Source organism: Variovorax sp. AC103, from assembly GCF_979254005.1.
In genome coordinates, this window is sequence record NZ_CEEDFC010000073.1 from 1 (window position 1) to 271 (window position 271).

Here is a 271-nt window from a genome sequence, read left to right on the forward strand (position 1 = left end):
TGGTGCGGCTGGCAGGAATTGAACCCACGACCCCTTGGTTCGTAGCCAAGTACTCTATCCAACTGAGCTACAGCCGCACAGCTTGCAATTATAGCCCGCTTTTCTCGACCTTTTGGAATCTGCTCGGCCGGCTACACACAGGTTTCACAAAAGAAAAATGCCCGGAAGACGAATCTTCCGGGCATTTTCAGAGTTGGTGCGGCTGGCAGGAATTGAACCCACGACCCCTTGGTTCGTAGCCAAGTACTCTATCCAACTGAGCTACAGCCGC

At 53.1% G+C, this 271-nt stretch carries 2 tRNA genes; both read right to left on the reverse strand.

The window, feature by feature from the left end:
* Nucleotides 1–77, reverse strand: a tRNA-Arg gene (locus tag AC0IYU_RS34840).
* 117 nt (nt 78–194) lie between these two features.
* Nucleotides 195–271, reverse strand: a tRNA-Arg gene (locus tag AC0IYU_RS34845).